The organism is Streptomyces sp. Y20 (assembly GCF_043195475.1).
Lineage (GTDB): Bacteria > Actinomycetota > Actinomycetes > Streptomycetales > Streptomycetaceae > Streptomyces.
Genome location: NZ_JBIDDP010000003.1, coordinates 72,575 through 90,306, shown reverse-complemented (window position 1 = coordinate 90,306; position 17,732 = coordinate 72,575). Strand labels below are relative to the sequence as shown.

Sequence of the window (17,732 nt, the reverse complement as noted above, 5' to 3'; positions counted from 1 at the left end):
GGCTACCGGGTACCAGGAAGCGGACCGGTGCGGGGAGAAGAAGGCGGGACGGGGCCCCGGTCGTTCACCTCCGACGGCCGGGGCCCTGTTCGTCCCCGGACCCGGCCTGCGGCGACACTCCCCCGAGTTACGCGACATACGCGCGCGCCGTCGGGCCGGACCCGATGGAATGATCACATCAGGATTCGCCAACGGATCGCTAACATGTGGCCAACGGTTCGTCGGGGGTTGGCGAGCCGGCTGGCCGGAAGTCGCCCGGCGGCGACGGACGCACCCCGCATGCACGGGCGTTCCGGAACCGGACCGGCGGACGGAAGGCGGCGGGAAACCGTTGAGGACAGGGCGGAAATCCGCCAGACAACGGCGGCGGGCACACGCCCGCCGCGGTGCGCGGTCGGCCCCGACCGCGCGGAAAGGCAGTGAAGCGGCGTGATGCGGCGGTGCGAGCTGCGCTTCGGGCTGCTGGGGCCGCCGGTCCTCTACGACCGACCGCCGGACGGGATGCCGGACGCCACATCTGCGGGGCCCCGGCAATCCGGCCGAGCGGACGCGCCCGCGCGCCCGGCGCCCCCCGGCGACGCCGCCGACCGCGGTGTCCGTGCCATCGGCAGTCCCAAAGTCCGCGCCCTCCTCGCCGCGTTGCTGCTGGAGCCCGGGCGGGTGGTCTCGGTCCAGTCGCTGAAGGACGCGCTGTGGGGCGGCGCACCGCCCGTCTCCGCGAAGGCATCCCTGCACAACCACGTCACCCGGCTGCGCCGCCTCCTGGACGACCCCGAACGGCTCAGGGCCGTACCACCGGGGTACGTGCTGCGGGTCGACCACGGCGAGCTGGACGTGCACGTCTTCGACGCCCTGGTCGCCGAGGCGCGGGCCGCGCACACGCGGCGTGACTGGCCGGGCGTCGTCCGCGCCTGCACCACCGGGCTCGGGCTGTGGCGCGGCACCCCGCTCAGCGGACTCCCCGCCGACCTCGGCGGCTACGCCCTCGTGCAGCGCCTCCAAGAAGCCCGGCTGTCCCTGCTGGAGTGGTGGTACGACGCCGAGATCGCCGTCGGCGGAGCGCGGTTGGCGGCGCTCGTGCCGGAGCTGGCGGCCCTGGTCGCGGAGCATCCGCTGCGCGAGGCCTACCACCGTCAGCTGATGCTCGCCCTCCACCGCACCGGCCGGCGGGCCGAGGCCCTCGCCGTCCACCGTGACCTGCGCGCCCGCCTCGTGGAGGAACTCGGGGTCGAACCCGGTCAGGCGGTCCGCGAGGCGCATGTCGAGGTACTGCGGGGGAGTGACGAGGGGCGGCGGCGGGAGGACGGCGAGCACGGCGGTCCCGGCCCGACCGGTGGTGACGGGCGCCGGCCGGGCGAAGACGGCCGGGTGGGCGCCGTCGGCAAGGCCGACGCGACCCCGTCGGCGTCCGCGCCGTGCGACGCTGACGGGCCGGATGCGCGGCAGGCCCCGCGTCCGGCCCAGCTCCCGGCCCCCCCGGCGCATTTCACCGGTCGTGCCGACGTGTGCCGCGCGTTGCGCCACGCGCTGACCGAGCCGCCCGCCCCGGCACCCGCCGTGGCCGTGATCAGCGGCATGGCGGGCGTCGGCAAGAGCGCGCTGGCGCTGCATGTCGGCCATGAGCTGAGGGAACGTTTCGCCGACGGTCAGCTCTACGTCAACCTGCACGGCGCCACCCCCGGGGTGGCCCCGCTGACCACCGCGCAGGCGCTCGCGGCGCTGCTGCGTGACCTCGGTGCCGAGCCGCGGAACATCCCCGAACACCCGGACGCCGCAGCCGCTCTGCTCCGCTCGCTGCTCGCACCGGCGCACCTCCTGCTGGTACTGGACGACGCGGCCAACGCGGCCCAGGTACGGCCCCTCCTCCCGGCCGGCCCCGGCTGCGCGGTGATCGTCACCAGCCGCTCGCCGCTGACCGCGCTCGACGGCGTCCGGCGCTTCCCGCTCACCCCACTGACCGGCGAGGACAGCGCGGCCCTGTTGCGCGCCGTGAGTGGACGGGAGGGGCTGGACGCCGGGCACGCCCTGGTCGAACTGACCGGCCGGCTACCGCTGGCGCTGCGCGTGGTCGCGGCCCGGCTCGCTGCCCGGCGCGCCCTCACCCCCGACGTCCTGGCGAGCCAACTGGCCGACACGGACGGGCGATTGCGCCATCTGGAGTACGACGACCTGAGCGTGCGGCGTTCCCTGGCCGTCGCCCACGACGCTCTCGCCGCCGCCGAGCGCGAGGCCGACCGGGACGCGGCCCTCGCCCTGCGCCACATCGGTGCCCTCGACCTGCCCACCTACGGCGCCCCGCTCGTCGCCCGCCTCACCGGCACCGACGAGCGCCGCGCCGAGGCCGCCCTGGACCGCCTGGTCGACGTCGCCCTCCTGGAGGAGACGGCGTACGGCCGCTACACCCCCCATGACCTGGTCCGTGACTTCGCCCGCGAACTGGCTGACGCCGCCACACCCGCCGGCCTCGCCCCGCCCCCGGCCGCTCGCCCGGCCGGGACCCCGGACGCGGCCGCAGGCGCCGACGCGCCCGGGAACTCCGCCCCCGACACGGCCGCCGCAGCTGCCGAGGTGTCCGGTGACTCCGTGCGCGGCACGGCCGGTACGGCTGCGGATACGGCCGGCACCGCCGTCGCGGCTACCGACGGGGGGACGACCCCCGCTCCGGGCCGACCGGCAACAGGCCGGCCCGCCCCCGGCCGTTCCGGCCCAGGTGTCCCCGTGGTCCCGGCCGCCGGGCCGGGCGCGAGTACCCGCCCCGCACTCGCCGGGGCCGCCCCCCAGGACCCCACCGGCCCCGATCACACCGCACTGCGGTGGTACGCCGCCGTGGCGGAGCGGGTGCTGACGGCCGTCGTGGAACCGGGGCTCGACCAGGACGACCGGCGGCGGCCGACCGGTGCGCAGCCGCTGGAGCACGCGGCGGACGTGGCGGCCCTGGCGTCCTTCGAATCGGCCGAGGAGGCCTACGCGTGGGGCGAGATGGAGCTGGAGAACGTCGTCGCGCTGGTGGAGCGGAACGCCGGAACGCAGGACGCACGCACGGCCGCCGCGCTCTCGGTGCTCGTACGGCTGCTCTTCCCCTATGTCCAGCGCATCGGCCGGGTCGCCGAGATGGAGGTGCTGGGGCGGGCGGCGCTCGCCGCCGCGCGGCGGCTCGCGGACCCGGCGGCCGAGGCGTACGCGCTGGGTGACCTCGCGGGCCTGCATTTCCTGACCGGCCGGCAGAACGACGCCCTCACCCTCACCGACCGGGCCCTGGAGATCTGGCGGCGGCTCGGCGACGCCTCCCGCATCCGGCGCTGCCTCAACAACCGGGGACTGCTGCTGGAGGGGCTCGGCCGGTTCGAGGAGTCGGGGCAGGCGCTGCGGCAGAGCCTCACGTACTCCCGGCTGCTGAACGACTCCTACGGCGAGGCCGTCACATACAGCCACCTGGGCAACCTCTACGAGCACACCGACCCGCGCGCCGCCATCGAGCAGCACCGGCGCTCGCTGGCCATCGGCGACGCGATCGGCGCGGTCATCGTGCAGCACTCGGCGCACTGCAACATCGGCTACGCCCACCTCACTCTCGGCGAACCGGCCGCCGCCGCCCGGCACTTCGAGGAAAGCCTGCGCATCCTGGGCGGCCACGGCGACTGGCACGGGGAGTCGCAGACCCGGCTCGGCCTGGTCCGGGCGCTGCGGCAGCTGGGGGAGACCGGGCGGGCGGCCGGTGAGTGCGCCGAGCTGCTGCGCCGCGCCGAAGCCCGCGCCGACCGCTACACGGGCGGCCTGGCCCTGCACCAGCACGGGCTGCTGCTGTGCGGGGAAGGACGGCGGCCCGAGGCGTGCGACGCCTGGCGCGCGGCACTCGACGCGCTGGACGGCACGGACGAGCACGCGGTCCTGGCCGAGCTGACGGCCCTGCTGAACGGCGGGCCACCCGCATCGCGGTGACAGTCCATCCGCTGCGCGGCCCCGTTCACTTGGCGTCGGCGTAGCACTCCACCACCGCCGTCGTGAACGGGAACCGCACCGGTGTCTCGCCGAAGGTCAGCCGGCCGGCGAGGTCGGCGGAGTCGCGGATGGCCTGGACGACGGTGTCGGCCTCCTCGGCGGGGCAGTGCACGATCACCTCGTCGTGCTGGAAGAAGACCAGCTCGGCCCGGAGCGGCGCGCAGGCGCGGCGCAGCGCGGCGAGCAGCAGCAGGGCCCAGTCGGCGGCGCTGCCCTGGACGACGAAGTTGCGTGCGAAGCGGCCCCGCGCGCGGGAGTCGCCGGAGGAATGGCCGGGAGTCCAGCCGGTACGGCCGTCGGGCTGCGCCTCGGTGCCGTCCTCGCCGACCGGGATGCCCGCCTCCTCCGCCGCGTCCTCGCCCGACCCGGCGGCCGGCGGGCAGGTGCGGCCCAGCCAGGTGCGCACCAGCCGGCCCTCCTCGCCCGCGCGGGCGGCGTCGTCGACGTAGGCGACGGCCTTGGGGAAGCGGCGGCGCAGCGCGGCCAGATTCTTCAGTCCGTCACCGGAGGTCTGGCCGTAGACCGCGCCGAGGACGGCGAGCTTGGCCTGGTTCCGGTCGCCGGAGAATGCGCGCTCGGAGACGGCCTGGTAGAGGTCGCTTGCACGGCCGGCCACCTCCATCAGGCCGGGGTCGCGGGAGATCGCGGCCAGCACGCGCGGCTCCATCTGGTCGGCGTCGGCCACCACCAGCCGCCAGCCGGGGTCGGCGACCACGGCCCGGCGGATCACCTTGGGGATCTGGAGGGCACCCCCGCCGTTGGTCACCCAGCGCCCGGAGACCGTGCCACCGGCGAGGAACTCCGGGCGGAAGCGGCCGTCGCGCACCCAGTCCTGGAGCCAGGACCAGCCGTGGGCCACCCAGATGCGGTACAGCTTCTTGTACTCCAGCAAGGGCTCGACGGCCGGGTGGTCGACGGACCGGATCTCCCAGCGGCGCGTGGACCTCACCTTGATCCCGGCCTGTGCGAAGGCCTTGACCACGTCGGCGGGCAGGTCCGGCCGTACCCGGCGGCCGAAGGCGGCGGACACCTCGTCGGCGAGTTCGGCGAGGCGGCGCGGCTCGCCGCCGCCCGCGTACCGCTCGCCGAGCAGGGAGTGCAGCAGTTCGCGGTGGACGTCGGCGCTCCAGGGCAGACCGGCGTGGTTCATCTCGGCGGCCACCAGCATCCCGGCCGACTCCGCGGCGGTCAGCAGCAGCATCCGGTCGGGGTGGGCCGTCCTGCCGTGCCGCCGCAGCTGCTCGGCGTGGACAGCGAGCAGGTCCGGCAGGGGCAGGCGGGTGCCGGCGGGCTCGAACAGGGGGGATTGTGCGCCCGGTACGGCCGCGCGCTGCGGCGGATCGGGCGGTACGGGTCCGCCGCGGAGGCGGGCCAGGGCGGCGGCGGCCGAGCGTGGCTCGCCTGACCGGCCCTCGTGGCCCAGCAGGAGTGTCTCGGCGTCCTCGATGTCGTAGCACCGCTCCACTCGCACCCCCGTGGCGAGCAGACGCGGGTAGACCTCGGCGGTCGACCGCCACACCCAGCGCGTCACCTCCGGGCGGCTCCGCACCGCCCCGGCGAGATCGCTCTCCCGCCGCACCGGCCCGGCGGGCAGCCCGTCCGGGCCGAGGGGGGCGACGTCCGCGCCACCGTCCTCGGCCGGTGCGAGCGCCCACCGGTCGGTCATGACTGCGAGTGTGGCAGGAGGGTCTGACAATGACCCTGACCTGCGGGTTCAGCCTCCACGGCATCCTCCGCGTCCGTCCCCTACTCCTCCCGCTCGCCCTCCCTGCCCTCTTCCCGCTGCTCCAGCAGCAGGGCCAGCACCTCGCCGACGTGCTCCTCGGTTCCCGCCTTGGTGACGCCGAGGCCGCTGAGCACACCCTGGCCGTTCTCCTGCTCCAGCAGTGCCAGCAGGATGTGCTCGGTGCCGATGTAGTCGTGGCCGAGTCGCAGCGCCTCGCGGAAGGTGAGTTCCAGGGCTTTCTTGGCCTCGGGGCCGTAGGGGATCAGGTCCGGGACGTCGTCCGCGGCAGGCGGCAGCGCGGCGGTCGCGGCCCGGCGTACGGAGTCCAGCTGGACGCCCTGTGCGGTGATCGCCTTCGCGGCGAGGCCTTCCGGCTCGGCCAGCAGCCCCAGGACGAGGTGTTCGGGGCGGCCCTCGGCGTTGCGTGCGGCCACCGCCTCGCTGTGGGCGGCCATGACCACGTTCCGCGCGCGCGGGGTGTAGCGGCTGAAGCCCTGGCTGAGGTCGAGGGTGGCGGACTCCTTCGGCACGAACCGCTTCTGCGCCGCCTGCCGGGTCACGCCCATGCTCTGGCCGATGTCGGTCCAGGACGCTCCGGAGCGGCGGGCCTGGTCGACGAAGTGCCCGATGAGATGGTCCGCCACGTCACCGAGGTGATCGGCGGCGAGCATCGCGTCCTGGAGCTGTTCGAGGGGCTCGGTGTGCACCTTCTTGATGGCCTCGATGAGGTCGTCGAGGCGCACGGATGCCGTGAACTTCGTGTTGGTCGCCATGTGTCAACCGTAGGTTGTCACCTAGGGTCTGTCAACGAGAGGTTGACAGTCCGCGCCGGTCCTGCGGAAAGTTGTCCACAGGGTGTGGACGGCCGTCCCGGCTGTCGGTGCCGCATGGCACCATCGGCAGTGTGACCAGCACCGCCAGCACCGTCGAGCGGGCCTTCCGCGCCGCCCTCTACGACGACACCGACACCGGACTCGACACGGCCGCCTCCCTGCTCGCCGCCGACCCCGCCGCGGACGCCGAAGTCGCGCGGCGTGGCGAGGACTTCGTGGCGGGGGCCTGGCAGCGCGGCTGGCAGCCCGCCGACGTCGTACGGCTGGTGCGGCGCGAGCTGGACGACGTACATGTGCGCCTGACCGTCACGCTGATCCGGGCCCAGGCCGGGCGGGACCGGCCACGCGGGCGCCGCTGGGCCGCTCAGCTGGAGGCCCTGCCCGAGGGTTCCGTGCCCGGCACCGACCGGTTCTCGCAGGCCACCGCCGTCCTGGAGCTGTACCGCCTGCTGCTGCGCCTGCCCTCGCTGGAATTCCTGGAGGACGAGTTCCGCCGGACCCCCGGTCCCGGTGCCTCCCGCATGCTGAGCCGCATCCGCGCGCTCCTCGCCAAAGCCGAGGCGACCGGCTTCCCGGAGGAGGCGGAGGCGCTCAGCGCCAAGGCGCAGGAGCTGATGGCCCGGCACAGCGTCGACGAGGCGCTGCTCGCCGCCGAGGCGCCCGCCCCGGACGCGCCCGGCGCCTGCCGCATCGGCGTCGAGTCGCCGTACGAGCAGGCCAAGGCGATCCTGCTGGACGCGGTGGCCACCGCGAACCACTGCCGCGCGGTGTGGAACGAACCCCTCGGCTTCTCCACGGTCGTCGGCTTCGAGGCGGATCTGGAGGCGGTCGAGCTGCTCTACACCTCGCTGCTCGTGCAGGCCACGCACGCCATGACCGAGGCCGAGGCGGCGCAGCGGGCCGGCGGCCGCAAGCGGACCAAGTCGTTCCGGCAGTCGTTCCTCGCGGCCTACGCGCACCGCGTGGGCGACCGGCTCGCGGCCGCGGCCGAGACCCAGGTGACCCGGGACCTGCTGCCGGTGCTGGCCACTCGCGAGATAGCCGTCACCGGCCGGCTGGAGCGCATGTTCCCGCGGACCACGACCACCCGGCTGCGCGGGGTGAACGACGCCGCGGGCTGGACCGAGGGCGCCCGCGCGGCGGACCGGGCGCAGGTCAGAGCCCGCCGCCGACTCGCCTGACCATCAGTCGCCGACCTGCTGGAAAGCGCTGACGGAGGCGTCCGGACCGCCGCCGCTGCCCCGGCCGGCTACGGGGCCGTACGACCAGGGGAAGGAGCGGGTGGCGCCGGATCCGGGCAGGCTGATCCGCACCGTCCTGGCCGCGAGGGTGTTCTTGTCGCCGTCCTTGCCGCGCACGTAACTGATCGAGAAGGACGCGGAGTCGCCCTTGGCGAGCTTCAGCTTCTGCGCCTTCGCGCCCTTGAGTGAGGGCACGGCGGCCTGCGTGGTGCCGGTCTTCAGCACAGCACCCGCGAAGTGGTCCAGCGTGCAGGGCGCGCTGTGGTTGGTGATGCTGACGGGGACCTCGCCGCTGTCTCCTGCCGCAGGGGCCACGCTCGCCGATCCGATCTGCACGGAGACCCCGCCGATCGCGCAGGCCGAGCCGGCGCTGCCCCCGGTGTCGTTCCCGCCGCCATCGCAGGCGGTGAGCAGGAGGGCGGCGGTGAGGGTGGTGACGGTGAGGGGAATGACGCGCATGAGCAGGTCCCTGTCCACGTGGTGGTGACGGTGCCCCTGCATCATGGCCCCTGAGCGCGGGCCCGCTTCCCGCGGCCCTCCTCGACCGCCGGGATCCGGGGCGGTACCCCGCTCGCCGGACCGTCACCTGAACCCTGGAACAGTAAGGGCTCACTACGCGTCTCTTCCTAGTGCACGGGGGTTCGATCCGGACGGCACGGGCCAAAGGCGGCACGCGCCATCATGGGCGGGCGCCGTCCCCGGACCCGGCCTGCCTGCTCCTGGGCAGGTGGGCCGGGTCCGGTGAAGCAGGCGCCAGGACCGTAATCGCGGGACCACTCCCCGTGCACGTGCATCTGCTCATGCGTTTGCACGTGAACAGAGTTATGATCCGGGTCAGTTGACCACAGCATCCATGGCCACATCAGCCAGTGCACCACCGGGGAGCGACCTGTGGACCGCGACGTTGACAACGTGTACGGGGGGTACGACGTGTACAACGGCATGGCTGCCACGCAGCTGGACGGAGTGGCCTGGCAGAAGAGCAGGCACAGTAATTCGCAGGGCTCCTGCGTGGAGTTCGCGAGACTGCCGGGCGGCGAGGTGGCCGTCCGCAACTCGCGCTTCCCCGACGGGCCGGCGCTCGTCTACACGCGTGCGGAGATCGAGGCGATGCTCCTCGGCGTCAAGGACGGCGAGTTCGACCATCTGGTGGGTATTTGACGCCGGCCCCGCGCGGGACGGCCCGTTGGCAACGATGTCGGAGGGACAGGTACGCCCAGGTGATGCGCTGACGCGCGTAGACGGCGGGCGGCCGCCGGTGCCGTACCGGATCAGCCGGCCGCTTTGAGGCGGAACATCGCCCAGACCACTTTGCCGTCGAGAGTGCCCGCGAGCGGATGCCACCCCCAGCTGTCGGCGAAGGAGTCGACCAGGAACAGGCCGCGGCCCGACTCGGCGGAGAAGTCCTCCGAGTCGCGAGGGACCGGCGTCTCGTGGCTGGGGTCGCGCACCGCGCACACGAGCCGCTCGGTCCAGCGCAGAAGGTGCAGCCGCACGGACGGGCCGCACCCCTCGCCGCGGCGCTGGTCGGCCGGCAGTGCGTGGCGCAGGGCGTTGGTGACGAGTTCGGAGACGACGAGGCAGATGTCGTCGAATCGGTCGCCGACGTCCCACGGGTCGAGGGTGTCGCGCGTGAAGCGCCGGGCCTCGCGCACCGCCTCGTACCGGGCGGGCAGGACGCATGAGGCGGCATCGGACACGGCCGCGGGGTCCAACGGCGGAAGGCCCTGCCGTAACGGCTTGAGCATGGTCGATCCATTCGTCCCCATGCGAGGCACTCCCGGTTGTTCGCGGTCGTTGCGATGCAGCGGTGGCGCGGCACCCATGGTTTCGGATGCGTAGAGCAGATGCAAGGGCAGATGCACGTGCACGTGACCGAAATGAGGTTGCCCGTACCACTTCTTGGCCATTTTTTCTGCCATCTACCCGACGGTTTCCCGCGGTTTCCGTCAGAGGTCCCGACCTCTCCCCCCGCAGACCCCGCCACGACGGCCGAGGTCTTTCCGTTTCCGTAACCGGGCGAGTACTGCTCGAAGTGTTTTAGTGGCAGACTTCGGCCCCTGGAGACGGTTGGGGAGGCTGGCGAACGTGAGCGCGGGAGAGCCCGGATCGGTGGTGCGGCGGATGCTGCTCGGCTCGCAACTCAGGCGACTGCGTGAAGCACGGGGGATCACGCGCGAGGCGGCGGGATACTCGATCCGCGCCTCCGAGTCGAAGATCAGCCGGATGGAGCTGGGCCGGGTGAGCTTCAAGACCAGGGACGTGGAGGACCTGCTGACGCTCTACGGCATCACGGACGAGTCGGAGCGCGAGTCGCTGCTCTCCCTCGCCCGGGAGGCCAACGTGGCCGGCTGGTGGCACAGTTACACCGACGTCCTGCCGACCTGGTTCCCCACCTACGTGGGCCTGGAGGGCGCGGCCTCGCTGATCCGCGTCTACGAGGTGCAGTTCGTGCACGGCCTGCTCCAGACCGAGGAGTACGCCCGCGCGGTGGTCCGGCGCGGCATGAAGGGCGCGAGCGCCGCCGACGTGGAGCGGCGGGTCGCGCTGCGCCTGGAGCGGCAGAAATACCTGCTCTCCGACAACGCCCCCGAGTTCCACATCGTCCTGGACGAGGCCGCCCTGCGCCGCCCCTACGGCGACCGCGAGGTGATGCGCGGCCAGCTCCAGCACCTGATCGACATCTCCGCACGCCCCAACGTGCGGCTGCAGATCATGCCGTTCAGCTTCGGCGGCCACTCCGGCGAGAGCGGTGCGTTCACCATCCTCAGCTTCCCCGACGCGGACCTGTCCGACGTGGTCTACCTCGAGCAGCTGACCAGTGCCCTCTATCTGGACAAGCGTGAGGACGTCGGCCAGTACGAGCAGGCGCTGAAGGAGCTGCAGCAGGACAGCCCCGGACCGGCCGAGAGCCGGGACCTGCTCCGCGGCCTCCTCCAGCTGTCCTGACACCGCTCAACTCCCCCGCATCGCCAGTACGATGACGACCGATCAGACATGGCGTAGATCTGGTGTCCGCTAGCGATTGAGGGATCACATGTCGTCCTACTTCACCGACCTGGCCCAGCAGTACATCGGCGGCGAGTGGCGCCCGGGTACCGGCTCCTGGGACGTCATCGACTTCAACCCCTACGACGACGAGAAACTGGCCTCGATCACGGTGGCCACGGTCGACGAGGTGGACGAGGCGTACCGGGCCGCCGCCCGCGCCCAGAAAGAGTGGGCCGCGACCAGCCCCTACACCCGGCGCTCGGTGTTCGAGCGGGCGCTGAGGCTGATAGAGGACCGCGAGCAGGAGATAGCCGACCTGATCATCGCGGAGCTGGGCGGCACGCGTGTGAAGGCCGGCTTCGAACTGCACCTCGCCAAGGAGTTCCTGCGGGAGTCGGTCCACCTCGCGCTGCGCCCCGAGGGCAAGATCCTGCCCTCCCCGGTCGACGGCAAGGAGAACCGCGTCTATCGCGTGCCGGTCGGTGTCGTCGGCGTGATCAGCCCCTTCAACTTCCCCTTCCTGCTGTCGCTGAAGTCGGTCGCCCCGGCCCTCGCGCTCGGCAACGCCGTGGTGCTCAAGCCGCACCAGAACACCCCCATCGCCGGCGGCACCCTCCTCGCGAAGATCTTCGAGGAGGCCGGGCTGCCCGGCGGCCTGCTCAACGTGGTCGTCACCGACATAGCCGAGATCGGTGACGCGTTCATCGAGCATCCGGTCCCGAAGGTGATCTCCTTCACCGGCTCGGACAAGGTCGGCCGGCACGTCGCCACCGTCTGCGCCGCGAACTTCAAGCGCTCCGTCCTGGAACTCGGCGGCAACAGCGCGCTGGTGGTGCTGGACGACGCCGACCTCGACTACGCGGTGGACGCGGCGGTCTTCAGCCGGTTCGTGCACCAGGGCCAGGTCTGCATGGCCGCCAACCGGGTCCTCGTGGACCGTTCCGTCGCCGACGAGTTCACCGACAGGTTCGTCGCCAAGGTCAGGACCCTCAAGGTCGGTGACCCGCGCGACCCGCGGACCGTCATCGGCCCGGTGATCAACTCCGCGCAGGCGGGCGCCCTCGCGGGCACCGTCGAGCAGGCGCTCGCCGAAGGTGCCACCGCCCTGGTGCGCGGCACCACGACCGGCAACCTGGTCGAGCCCAGCGTGCTCACCGGTGTCCCCGCCGACTCCGCCCTGCTCCAGCAGGAGGTCTTCGGCCCGGTCGTCTTCCTCATCCCCTTCGACGGCGAGGAGGAGGCGGTGCGGATCGTCAACGACACCCCGTACGGCCTCAGCGGCGCCGTGCACACGGGTGACATCGAGCGGGGCGTGGCCTTCGCCAAGCGGATCGACACCGGCATGTTCCACGTGAACGACGGCACCGTCCACGACGAGCCGCTCGTGCCCTTCGGCGGTGAGAAGCACTCCGGCATCGGCCGCCTCAACGGCGAGACGACGCTGGAGGCGTTCACCACGGTCAAGTGGATCTCGGTGCAGCACGGGCGCAGCGGCTTCCCGTTCTAGGTCACTCGATCTCACGGCCGCGGGCGTTGTAGGACAGCATCTGACCTCAATGGCTCGTAGCGTCATCGGTGTCAGGCAGAAGGACCCGGTGAGAGGTGGTCGGTCATGGTCACGCACGTGGCGGCGGAGGCGAAGGGCGACGAGCGCGGAGCACTGCTCGCGTTCCTCGAGGAACAGCGCGGCGGCATCCGCCGGTCCCTGCTGGGGCTGACGGAGGAGCAGGCCCGCTCCCGCCCCAGCGCCAGCGAGCTGTCCCTCGGCGGCCTGCTGAAGCACGTCGTCGAGGTCGAGCAGGCCTGGATCTCCCTGGCCCGGCAGGAACCGCCGGCGGTACGGCGCGACGCGTCGAACTGGAACGAGACCTTCCAGCTGATCGGGGACGAAACGGTCGCCTCGCAGCTGGCGTACTGGGAGCGGGTCGCCGCCGGCACGGAGGAGTTCATCCGCTCGGCGCCGAGCCTGGACGACACCTTCCCGCTGCCGCCCGACCCCTGGTTCCCGCCTCAGGGCCGGGTCTCGCTGCGCTGGCTGTGCCTGCATCTGATCCGCGAGACGGCCCGGCACGCCGGCCACGCCGACGTCATCCGCGAGTCGCTGGACGGAAGGACCGCGTTCGAGCTGGTGGCCCTGGCGCAGGAGGCCTGACCGCAGGGACCCGCGGGCCGGGCGGACGGCCGTACGGCCGTACGGCCGTACGGCCATAATCTGGACCGCATGTCAGCGATCCGTCTTCTCGTGCTGGGCGCGGTCCGCCAGCACGGGCGGGCCCACGGTTACCAGGTCCGCAACGACCTGGAGTACTGGGGCGCGCACGAGTGGTCCCACGCCCAGCCGGGCTCGATCTACCACGCCCTGAAGCAGATGGCGAAGCAGTCACTGCTGCACGCGCACGAGGTCGCGCCCTCCACGGCGGGGGGCCCGCCGCGCACGGAGTACGAGATCACGGACCGGGGAGAGGACGAGTTCTTCCGGCTGCTGCGCGAGTCCCTGGTCTCCTACGACCAGAAGACGGACATCCGGTCGGCGGCCATCGGCTTCCTCGTCGAGCTGCCCCGGTCCGAGGCGCTGGAGCTGCTCAGGGAGCGGATCCGCCGGATCGGGGCGTGGCGGGCGTCGGTGACCGAGCACTACATCCCCGAGGACGGGCCCGGTCAGCTCGGCCACATCGGCGAGATCATGAACCTCTGGGTCCACACCGCCGACTCCGACGCGGCCTGGACCCAGGGGCTGATCGGCCGCCTGGAGGCGGGCGCGTACACCTTCGCGGGCGAGGGCGAGCCCTTCGTCGGCGTGCTCACCGAGGGCCAGGAGAACCCGTACGCCACGGGGGAGCGGCATCCGGAGGACGGCCGCTGACCGAGCCGGGCCGATGACGCTAGTGGTGGAACCCGGTGGCCGCCTCCTTGTTCCGGGTCAGAGGGGCCTGTTGCCGGCGCAGTTCGGGCAGCAGGCGGGTCAGGTCGGCCACGAACAGGTCGGCCAGGTCGTGGGAGAAGCCGTTGCGGCACACGATCCGCAGCACGGACAGGTCCTCCCGGTTGGCCGGGAAGGTGTACGCGGGCACCAGCCAGCCGCTCTCGCGCAGCCGCCGGGAGACGTCGAAGACGTCGTACGCCGTGACGTCGCCGGTCGTGGTGAACGCGAACACCGGCAGCTCGTCCCCGCGCGTGAGCAGCCGGAAGTCGCCCAGGTCCTCGATCCGGCCGGAGAGCGACCGCGCCACGTCCCGCGTCGACTGCTGCACCGCGCGGAAGCCCTCGCGGCCCAGCCGCAGGAACGTGTAGTACTGCGCGGCCACCTGGGCGCCGGGCCGGGAGAAGTTCAGCGCGAAGGTGGGCATCTCGCCACCCAGGTAGTTCACCCGGAAGACCAGTTCCTCGGGCAGCGCCTCCTTGTCCCGCCACAGCGCCCAGCCGACCCCGGGGTACACCAGCCCGTACTTGTGGCCCGAGGTGTTGATGGAGGCCACGCGCGGGAGGCGGAAGTCCCACACCAGGTCCTCGTCCAGGAAGGGCGCGACCATGGCACCCGAGGCTCCGTCCACGTGCACCGGCACGTCCAGCCCGGTGCGCTCCTGGAGGGCGTCCAGGGCGGCGCACAGCTCGGCGACCGGCTCGTAGGAGCCGTCGAAGGTCGAGCCGAGGATGCCGACGACCCCGATGGTGTTCTCGTCGCACAGCTCGGCGGCGGCCTGCGGGTCCAGGTGGAACCGGTCGCCCTCCATGGGCACCTGCCGGGCCTCCACCTCCCAGAAGGCGCAGAACTTGTCCCAGCACACCTGGACGTTGACGCCCATCACCAGATTGGGCCGCGCGCCCGGATACCGGTCGGCGTTCCGCTTCGTCCAGCGCCGTTTCAGCGCCATTCCGGCGAGCATGCACGCCTCGCTGGAACCGGTCGTCGAACACCCGACGACGGCCGCCGGGTCCGGCGCGTGCCACAGGTCGGCGAGCATCGCCACGCAGCGCCGCTCCAACTCGGCCGTGCGGGGGTACTCGTCCTTGTCGATCATGTTCTTGTCGCGGCACTCCGCCATCAGCACCCCGGCCTGCGGCTCCATCCAGGTGGTGACGAAGGTCGCCAGGTTCAGCCGGGAGTTGCCGTCCAGCATCAGTTCGTCGTGCACCAGCTGGTACGCAGTCGCCGGTGGCAGGGGGGCGTCCGGGAGCCGGTGCGTGGGCGGGGCCTCGGTCATGCCGCCGACCGGGTTCGCCTCCCCGAAGAACGGGTTGACCGACATCGGCCGCTTCTCGTGCTTCTGGGGACCTTTGTGCAGAGCCATGGGTGTGCCTCCGGGGGAGGGGAGAAGGAGGGGAGTCAACGGATCGGGGTGCCGTCCTCGCGCAGCTGCATCTGCGGGCGGCCCGTCACCAGCAGCCAGGCCGGCAGTGAGGCGATGGTCAGCAGGGCGATGATCGCGGGCGACGCGACCAGGACGGCGGCGGTGAACAGGCTGACCCAGCCCTGCCGGGTGATGGCCAGCAGCATGCCCAGGACACCGGTCGCCACGCCCAGCGAGGGATGTACGGCCGGTACGAGCGCGTGGGCGCACAGGCCGAGGGCGGTGCCCACGAAGACGGCGGGGAAGATGCGGCCGCCACGGAAGCCGCAGGACGCGGCGACCAGCAGCGCGGCCAGCTTGACCACGCTCATCGTCGCGAACTGCCCGGCCGACCAGCCCTCGGGGTCATGGGCCAGCTGCCCGACCTCCGACAGCCCCTTGAACAGCGTCAGATGGCCGCCCACGGCCGCCAGGGCCCCCAGCACGGCCCCGCCGGCCGGCAGCATCAGCATCGGGTGCCGCAGCCGCCGGAAGCCCGCGTGGACGTACGGGAAGGCGTACACGGCACACAAGCCGAGCAGCGCGGACACGGGCGCGATCACGAGGGCCGCCAGCAGGTCCCCGGCGTGCGGTGGGCCCATCGGCGGCAGCCCGAGATCGAAGGTCGGCCGGGCTACCAGAGTGGTCGTCATGGCCCCGCACGCACCGGCCGTCAGTGGCGCGAACAGGTTGTCCCACAGCCGCCCCCGCATCGGCCGCCCCGCCAGTGCCTCCGAGATCACCAGCGCCGCCGCCACGGGCGTGCCGAACAGCGCCCCGATCGTCGCCGATTCCGCCAGCACCGGCCACAGGGCGCCCGGTGCACGGGGCAGCAGGCGCCCGCCGAGCCAGACCGCGAGGCCCACGTTCACGGCGATGATCGGGTTCTCCGGGCCGAGGCTGGGGCCGCCGGCCAGCATCAGCGCGGTCACCAGCACCAGCCCGGGCAGCACCCCCGGCCGCATGACCGGGGCGTCGAGGCCGAGGGTGGCCGGGTCGGGCCCGGCGTGCCCGGGCACCTTCCAGACCACCAGCCCGACGGCGAGGCCGGTCGCCACGAGCATGACGAACATCCACAGCACCGAGTAGCGGCCGACGCCGAGCGCTTGTGGCAGGGGACCCCACAGCACCCGCTGGAGCTTCTCCGCCGCCGTGCTCACCCCGATGTAGACCAGGCTCGCGGCCACGCCCACGGCGACGCCGGGCAGGATGAACGGCAGCAGGGAGCGTGCCGGGGCGGTGGGGGCGCTCTGGGGCACCTGCTGCGTCGTCTCCTGGGCCACGCGCTCACCATAAGCGGACGAACCGGACACAACATCCCGAACGGCGTCCGGCTTGCACCTCACGCGACGTGAGGCCTCAGCGTGGAGACGTACCGACGACAAGGAGCGGAAAGTGAGCTACTCCGTGGGACAGGTCGCGGGGTTCGCCGGGGTCACGGTGCGCACCCTGCACCACTACGACGAGATCGGTCTGCTCGTACCCGGCGACCGGACGTACGCCGGCCACCGGCGCTACGACGACGCCGACCTCGACCGGCTCCAGCAGATCCTGTTCTACCGGGAGCTGGGCTTCCCGCTCGACGAGGTCGCGGCCCTGCTCGACGACCCGGATCCGGACCCGCGCGCGCACCTGCGCCGCCAGCACGAACTGCTGACCGCCCGGATCGAGACGTTGCAGAAGATGGCCGCGGCCGTGGAGCACGCCATGGAGGCACGCAGCATGGGCATCAACCTGACGCCGGAGGAGAAGTTCGAGGTCTTCGGAGACTTCGACCCGGACCGGTACGCCGGTGAGGTGGAGGAGCGCTGGGGCGACACCGAGGCCTACCGGCAGTCGCAGCTCCGGACCGCCTCGTACACCAAGGAGGACTGGAAGCGGATCAACGGGGAGATGGACGCGATCCACCACCGCATGGCCGGTCTGCTCGCCGAGGGCACGCCCGCGGACTCGGAGGCGGCCATGGACGTCGCCGAGGAACACCGCCGGTTCATCACGCGCGCGTACTACGACTGCGACCACGCCATGCACGCGTGCCTCGGCGAGATGTACGTCGCCGACGAGCGCTTCACCGCCACGTACGAGGACATCCGGCCCGGTCTCGCCGCGTACCTGCGGGACGCGATCGCGGCGAACACGGCCCGGCACCGCACGTCCTGACACGCCGGCCCGGGGCCACTCCCGATGGTGCAGGTCCGGGATCGACCCGGTGGTGCCGGCCCGGGATCACTCCCGGGCCAGCACCACCGCCGTGCCGTACGCGCACACCTCGGTGCCCATGTCGGCGGCCTCCGTCACGTCGAACCGGAAGGCCAGCACGCCGTTGCCGCCACGCGCGCGTGCCTGCTCCACCAGGCGCTCCATGGCCTGGGTGCGGGTCAGCACCAGCGTCTTGGTGAGCCCCTTCAGCTCGCCGCCGATCATCGACTTCAGCCCGGCGCCGATCTGGCTGCCCAGGTGCCGCGAGCGTACGGTCAGTCCGAACACCTCGCCGAGCACCTCCTGCACCCGGTATCCGGGCACGTCGTTCGTCGTCACGACCAGCACGTCCGGCCGGGGCCCCTGGCCGCCGCCGTAGTCATCGAGTCCCATGGGTCACAGCTTTCTCCCGGTC

General features: G+C 72.5%; 15 protein-coding genes. 8 read left to right on the top strand and 7 right to left on the bottom strand.

All coding sequences use genetic code 11. The features are described from left to right. The first annotated feature begins 432 nt into the window (after positions 1-432). Entirely contained in the window at positions 433-3,939 is a 3,507-nt protein-coding gene (locus tag ACGFT1_RS08715) for a BTAD domain-containing putative transcriptional regulator (protein ID WP_373908320.1), read from the top strand. Positions 3,940-3,964: 25 nt separating this feature from the next. Here ACGFT1_RS08715 and ACGFT1_RS08710 read toward each other — a convergent pair whose 3' ends face one another. After that, a complete protein-coding gene (locus ACGFT1_RS08710; RefSeq protein ID WP_373908319.1) occupies positions 3,965-5,665 on the bottom strand; it encodes a bifunctional 3'-5' exonuclease/DNA polymerase in 1,701 nt (566 codons plus the stop codon). An 80-nt stretch (positions 5,666-5,745) separates the two neighbouring features. Next, positions 5,746-6,498 (bottom strand): Clp protease N-terminal domain-containing protein, encoded by a 753-nt coding sequence (locus tag ACGFT1_RS08705; protein ID WP_373908318.1) that lies wholly within the window; start codon positions 6,496-6,498, stop codon positions 5,746-5,748. A gap of 131 nt (positions 6,499-6,629) precedes the next feature. Here ACGFT1_RS08705 and ACGFT1_RS08700 point away from each other — a divergent pair, with 131 nt between their 5' ends. Beyond that, the gene (locus ACGFT1_RS08700) at positions 6,630-7,739 is read left to right on the top strand and encodes a DUF2786 domain-containing protein (RefSeq protein ID WP_373908317.1); all 1,110 of its coding nucleotides are present in this window, start codon (positions 6,630-6,632) and stop codon (positions 7,737-7,739) included. A 3-nt stretch (positions 7,740-7,742) separates the two neighbouring features. Here the strand turns inward: ACGFT1_RS08700 and ACGFT1_RS08695 are convergent, their stop codons facing one another. Continuing rightward, positions 7,743-8,258, bottom strand: coding sequence for a DUF4232 domain-containing protein (locus ACGFT1_RS08695; protein ID WP_373908316.1), 516 nt, complete (start codon positions 8,256-8,258; stop codon positions 7,743-7,745). Between the two features lie 432 nt (positions 8,259-8,690). Between ACGFT1_RS08695 and ACGFT1_RS08690 the strand changes: the two genes are divergently transcribed. Then, on the top strand, positions 8,691-8,960 hold the full coding sequence (locus ACGFT1_RS08690) for a DUF397 domain-containing protein (RefSeq protein WP_373908315.1): 270 nt from the start codon (positions 8,691-8,693) through the stop codon (positions 8,958-8,960). Between the two features lie 110 nt (positions 8,961-9,070). Here the strand turns inward: ACGFT1_RS08690 and ACGFT1_RS08685 are convergent, their stop codons facing one another. Further along, positions 9,071-9,568: an ATP-binding protein gene (locus tag ACGFT1_RS08685; RefSeq protein ID WP_373908314.1), complete on the bottom strand. Its 498-nt coding sequence runs from the start codon at positions 9,566-9,568 to the stop codon at positions 9,071-9,073. Between the two features lie 355 nt (positions 9,569-9,923). Here ACGFT1_RS08685 and ACGFT1_RS08680 point away from each other — a divergent pair, with 355 nt between their 5' ends. The 4 genes from ACGFT1_RS08680 to ACGFT1_RS08665 all read left to right on the top strand — a co-directional run bounded on the left by ACGFT1_RS08680 (position 9,924) and on the right by ACGFT1_RS08665 (position 13,653). After that, on the top strand, positions 9,924-10,748 hold the full coding sequence (locus ACGFT1_RS08680) for a helix-turn-helix domain-containing protein (protein WP_373908742.1): 825 nt from the start codon (positions 9,924-9,926) through the stop codon (positions 10,746-10,748). An 88-nt stretch (positions 10,749-10,836) separates the two neighbouring features. Next, on the top strand, positions 10,837-12,297 hold the full coding sequence (locus ACGFT1_RS08675; RefSeq protein WP_373908313.1) for an aldehyde dehydrogenase family protein: 1,461 nt from the start codon (positions 10,837-10,839) through the stop codon (positions 12,295-12,297). Positions 12,298-12,402: 105 nt separating this feature from the next. Then, positions 12,403-12,942 carry a DinB family protein gene (locus tag ACGFT1_RS08670; RefSeq protein WP_373908312.1) on the top strand — a complete coding sequence of 180 codons (540 nt, stop codon included), beginning with the start codon at positions 12,403-12,405 and terminating at the stop codon, positions 12,940-12,942. Between the two features lie 69 nt (positions 12,943-13,011). Beyond that, positions 13,012-13,653 carry a PadR family transcriptional regulator gene (locus ACGFT1_RS08665; RefSeq protein WP_373908311.1) on the top strand — a complete coding sequence of 214 codons (642 nt, stop codon included), beginning with the start codon at positions 13,012-13,014 and terminating at the stop codon, positions 13,651-13,653. Positions 13,654-13,672: 19 nt separating this feature from the next. Here the strand turns inward: ACGFT1_RS08665 and ACGFT1_RS08660 are convergent, their stop codons facing one another. Together ACGFT1_RS08660 and ACGFT1_RS08655 are read right to left on the bottom strand one after the other, a co-directional pair. Continuing rightward, positions 13,673-15,079: a glutamate decarboxylase gene (locus tag ACGFT1_RS08660; RefSeq protein ID WP_373908310.1), complete on the bottom strand. Its 1,407-nt coding sequence runs from the start codon at positions 15,077-15,079 to the stop codon at positions 13,673-13,675. 35 nt (positions 15,080-15,114) lie between these two features. After that, entirely contained in the window at positions 15,115-16,401 is a 1,287-nt protein-coding gene (locus tag ACGFT1_RS08655) for an ion channel protein (RefSeq protein WP_373908309.1), read from the bottom strand. A 112-nt stretch (positions 16,402-16,513) separates the two neighbouring features. Here ACGFT1_RS08655 and ACGFT1_RS08650 point away from each other — a divergent pair, with 112 nt between their 5' ends. Then, positions 16,514-17,278, top strand: a complete 765-nt coding sequence (locus ACGFT1_RS08650; protein WP_373908308.1) for a MerR family transcriptional regulator — start codon at positions 16,514-16,516, stop codon at positions 17,276-17,278. A 66-nt stretch (positions 17,279-17,344) separates the two neighbouring features. Here ACGFT1_RS08650 and ACGFT1_RS08645 read toward each other — a convergent pair whose 3' ends face one another. Next, complete coding sequence (locus ACGFT1_RS08645; protein ID WP_373908307.1) at positions 17,345-17,710, bottom strand: YbjQ family protein; 366 nt, start codon at positions 17,708-17,710, stop codon at positions 17,345-17,347. Positions 17,711-17,732: the final 22 nt, after the last annotated feature.